This window comes from Mesorhizobium sp. M1A.F.Ca.ET.072.01.1.1 (assembly GCF_004023325.1).
Taxonomy (GTDB): Bacteria; Pseudomonadota; Alphaproteobacteria; order Rhizobiales; family Rhizobiaceae; genus Mesorhizobium.
In genome coordinates this window covers 1-3,711 of the sequence record NZ_RZSF01000481.1, presented here as the reverse complement: position 1 = coordinate 3,711, position 3,711 = coordinate 1, and the positions used below count along the sequence as shown (strand labels likewise).

General features: G+C 63.8%; 5 protein-coding genes. 2 read left to right on the top strand and 3 right to left on the bottom strand.

Features of this window, described 5'->3' with window-relative positions; all coding sequences use genetic code 11:
• Positions 1-735: P-loop NTPase (locus EOA32_RS34685; protein WP_145971459.1), on the bottom strand; the 735-nt coding region annotated here is incomplete at its 3' end.
• 209 nt (positions 736-944) lie between these two features.
• On the opposite strand from EOA32_RS34685, the gene EOA32_RS34680 reads away from it, so the two are divergent.
• Positions 945-1,322: a VOC family protein gene (locus EOA32_RS34680; RefSeq protein WP_067003624.1), complete on the top strand. Its 378-nt coding sequence runs from the start codon at positions 945-947 to the stop codon at positions 1,320-1,322.
• 9 nt (positions 1,323-1,331) lie between these two features.
• Here the strand turns inward: EOA32_RS34680 and EOA32_RS34675 are convergent, their stop codons facing one another.
• On the bottom strand, positions 1,332-2,336 hold the full coding sequence (locus EOA32_RS34675; RefSeq protein WP_128374099.1) for an inorganic phosphate transporter: 1,005 nt from the start codon (positions 2,334-2,336) through the stop codon (positions 1,332-1,334).
• A gap of 3 nt (positions 2,337-2,339) precedes the next feature.
• On the bottom strand, positions 2,340-2,981 hold the full coding sequence (locus EOA32_RS34670; RefSeq protein ID WP_067003620.1) for a DUF47 domain-containing protein: 642 nt from the start codon (positions 2,979-2,981) through the stop codon (positions 2,340-2,342).
• 156 nt (positions 2,982-3,137) lie between these two features.
• Here EOA32_RS34670 and EOA32_RS34665 point away from each other — a divergent pair.
• A partial coding sequence (locus EOA32_RS34665) for a LysR family transcriptional regulator (RefSeq protein WP_145971458.1) occupies positions 3,138-3,711 on the top strand: 574 nt, incomplete at its 3' end.

The window sequence follows — 3,711 nt, the reverse complement described above, 5'->3', positions numbered from 1 at the left end:
CATATCGACGACCAGCACGTCGAGCGGTCCCCATTCGACCTCGCGCAGCATCTGGGTGAGCGCCGACATGACCATCGGGCCGCGCCAGATCATCGGCGTCTCCTCGTCGACCAGGAAGCCCATCGACATCACCTTGAGGCCGTAATTCTGCATCGGCTTCAGAATCTTGCCGTCGACCGTCTGCGGCCGGCCGTGAATGTTGAGCAGCCTCGGCATCGACGGCCCGTAGATATCGGCATCGAGCACGCCGACGCTCAGCCCATTGGCGGCAAGGCCGAGCGCCAGGTTGACGGCGGTGGTCGATTTGCCGACGCCGCCCTTGCCGGACGCCACCGCGATGATCGCATCGATGCCGGGCACGCCGCGTTTGCCGTGACTGTGAGAAGCCGGCGCCTGCGGGCCAGGACGCTGCGGCGCTGCCTGGGGAGCAGGTCGTGGCGACGCTGCTTGCGAAGCCGGCCGAACCGGCGCCTCCATGCCGCCGCCTTTCTTCTCCGCCGTCAGCGCGACGACGGCGTTGGCGACGCCGGGGATCGCCTTGACGACACGCTCGGCGGCGGCGCGCAGCGGCTCCATCTCCTGGGCGCGGGCGGCGGGGACGGTAATCGAGAAAAACACCTTGGAATCGGCGATGAAAATCTCAGATACCAGGCCGAGGTCGACGATGTTGCCGGTGAAGTCCGGTCCATTGACCGTCCTCAGGCGCTCGATGACGGTTTCCTTGGTTACAGCCATGATCTTTCCTCGGAGTTTGGCGTTCCAGATAGTGCAGTTTCCCGGCAGAACCAAGCCGTGGCGCAATGGCTCGTCCGGCGTGCTCCGCAAAACGACCGGTGGTGTCGGATTTGCCTAGCGCGTCCCGATCCGCCGATTGCCATGGCCAATCGATCCAGGGGCCCTATCTCGGTTGCCATGAGCGACGGCAACCGGAAAAGGAGACTGTCATGCTCGCAAACAGCAACGCAGCCGCCAATGTGGCGGTGAAAGACCTTTCGAGAGCGCAGGGCTTTTACGAAGGAACGCTGGGCCTCAAGCCTGTCGACGACATGGCCGGAGAACTGATCGTCTACAAAAGCGGCGACACGGTCATCAACGTCTATCGTTCAGAATTCGCCGGTACCAACAAGGCGACGGCGTTGACCTGGACGGTCGGCGACCAGATCGGCGCCATTGTCCAGGCGCTGAAGTCGAAGGGCGTCACCTTCGAGCGCTATGAGATGCCCGGGCTGACGCTTGAGGGCGATGTCCATGTCGGCTACGGCATGAAGGTCGCCTGGTTCAAGGACCCGGACGGCAACATACTTTGTCTTGCGGGCGAGTAGATTTCAGCCTCAGACCGCCAGGCGCGTGACAAAATAGGTCAACGCCGAAATCGCCGCCGTCGCCGGCAGGGTGATCACCCACGCCACGACAATGTTGCCGGCAATGCCCCAGCGCACCGCCGAGACGCGGCGGGCAGCACCCACGCCGATGATGGCGCCGGTGATTGTATGCGTGGTCGAGACCGGGACACCGAGCCAGGTGGCGGCGAACAACGTTACCGCCCCGCCGGTCTCGGCGCAAAAACCCTGCATCGGGTTCAGCCGAGTAATCTTCGATCCCATCGTGTGCACGATGCGCCAGCCGCCGAAGAGCGTGCCCAGCGCCAGTGCGGACTGGCAGGTGATGACCACCCAGAACGGCACGTGGAAGCTCTGGCCAAGCATGCCTTGCGAATAGAGCAGCACGGCGATGATGCCCATGGTTTTCTGCGCGTCATTGCCGCCGTGCCCCAGCGAATAGAGCGAGGCCGAGAAGAACTGCAGGACGCGAAAGCTGTTATCGACCGCAAACGGCGTCTGCCGAACGAACAGCCATGAGACGATGAGGATAAGGACAAGCGCCAGCACGAATCCGGTCGCCGGCGAGAGCACGATCGCCGCGGCCGTCTTGCCGAGCCCGGACCAGACGATGGCCCCCGGGCCGGCCTTGGCGACGCCGGCGCCGACCAACCCGCCGATCAGCGCATGCGAGCTGCTCGACGGAATGCCGGCGATCCAAGTGACGATGTTCCAGACGATGGCTCCGATGAGCGCGGCGAAGATCACTGCGGGGGTCACGATCTCGGCGTCGACGATGCCCTTTCCCACCGTCTCGGCGACATGCAGACCGAAGAACAGGAAGGCGATGAAATTGAAGAAAGCCGCCCAGAACACGGCATAGTGCGGCCTCAGCACGCGGGTGGAGACGATAGTCGCGATCGAGTTGGCGGCATCGTGCAGGCCGTTGAGGAAATCGAAGAACAGCGCCACGGCGACGAGGCCGACCAGCAGGGGAAAGGCGATCGCGGCGTCCATCTGTTAGACGTTCTCGATGGCGATGCCGCTGATCTCGTTAGCGACGTCCTCGAAACGGTCGACCACCTTTTCCAGCTGGCCGTAAATCTCCGAGCCGATCAGGTAGGCCATAGGGTCGCTGCGGCCGTGCCGCTTGAACAGGTCCTTCAGGCCCTGCTCGTGCAGGTCGTCGGCGCGGCCCTCAACGCGCATGACTTCTTCGGCGATGGCGTTCAGCCGCGCGGCGTTGGCGCCAACCTTGCCGAGCAGTGGGATGGCCTCTGCTACCAGCCGGGCGGCCTCGACGATGACGCTGCCCATTTCCCGCATCAGCGGATCGAATTCCCTCATCTCGAACAATTTCACCGTCTTGACGGCCTTGTGCATCGTATCGATGGCATCATCCATCGACTGGATCAGATCCTTGATGTCGCCGCGGTCGAAGGGCGTGATGAAGGAGCGCCTGACGGCAAGCAGCACCTCCGCGGTGATCCCGTCCGCTTCGTCCTCCAGATCGACGATCGTCTGGCACCAGCGGTCGATGTCCCGGCCCTGGAGAAGCTGCTCAAGCGCCTCGGCGCCGCCGACCACCGTGCGCGAATGCCGTTCGAACAGTTCGAAGAAGCGATCCTCGCGCGGCAACAGTCTGCGAAACCAACCCAGCATCTGCTCCTCCCTGCTTCCGCCTACCCCACATAGCGCCATGCGCGGCGCGGGAAAACAGATAAGCCGGCTCAAAAATGTGGATGAGATCCTATCGTTCATCCGCCTTGCGAAGCAAAGCGATTTCCCCGACCTTGGGCAGACCGTGGATCGGATGACATGATCGACAAGTTGGAATTCTTCATCGCTTTAGCCAGGGAAGAGCATTTCGGCCGCGCCGCCGAGGTGTGCGGCGTCACCCAGCCGACGCTGTCGGCCGGCATCAAGCAGCTCGAGGAGCAGCTCGGCGTCATGCTGGTGCTGCGCGGCTCGCGTTTCCAGGGCCTGACGCCGGAAGGCAAGCAGGTGCTGGTTTGGGCGCGCCGCATCGTCGGCGATTCAAGGACCATGCGCGAGGAGATGCGAGCGGCGCGCCATGGCCTGTCCGGCCGCATCCGCATCGCCGCCGTTCCGACGGCGCTCGCCATGGTGGCGCGGCTGACGACGCCGTTCCGCGACAAGCATCCCGGCGTCACCTTTTCGGTGCTGTCACGGACCTCGATCGAGGTGCTGACGCTGCTCGGCAATCTCGATGTCGATGCCGGCATCACCTATCTCGACAACGAGCCGCTGGGGCGGGTGACCAGCGTGCCGCTCTATGACGAGCGCTACCAGCTGATCACGGCGGTCGGTAACCCCTATTCCGACCGCGACAAAGTGACGTGGGCAGAGATCAGCCAGCTGCCGCTCTGCC

Coding starts and splice junctions, on each gene's coding strand:
- EOA32_RS34675 (WP_128374099.1), bottom strand. CDS start 2,336: ATGGACGCCGCGATCGCCTTTCCCCTGCTGGTCGGCCTCGTCGCCGTG.
- EOA32_RS34670 (WP_067003620.1), bottom strand. CDS start 2,981: ATGCTGGGTTGGTTTCGCAGACTGTTGCCGCGCGAGGATCGCTTCTTC.
- EOA32_RS34680 (WP_067003624.1), top strand. CDS start 945: ATGCTCGCAAACAGCAACGCAGCCGCCAATGTGGCGGTGAAAGACCTT.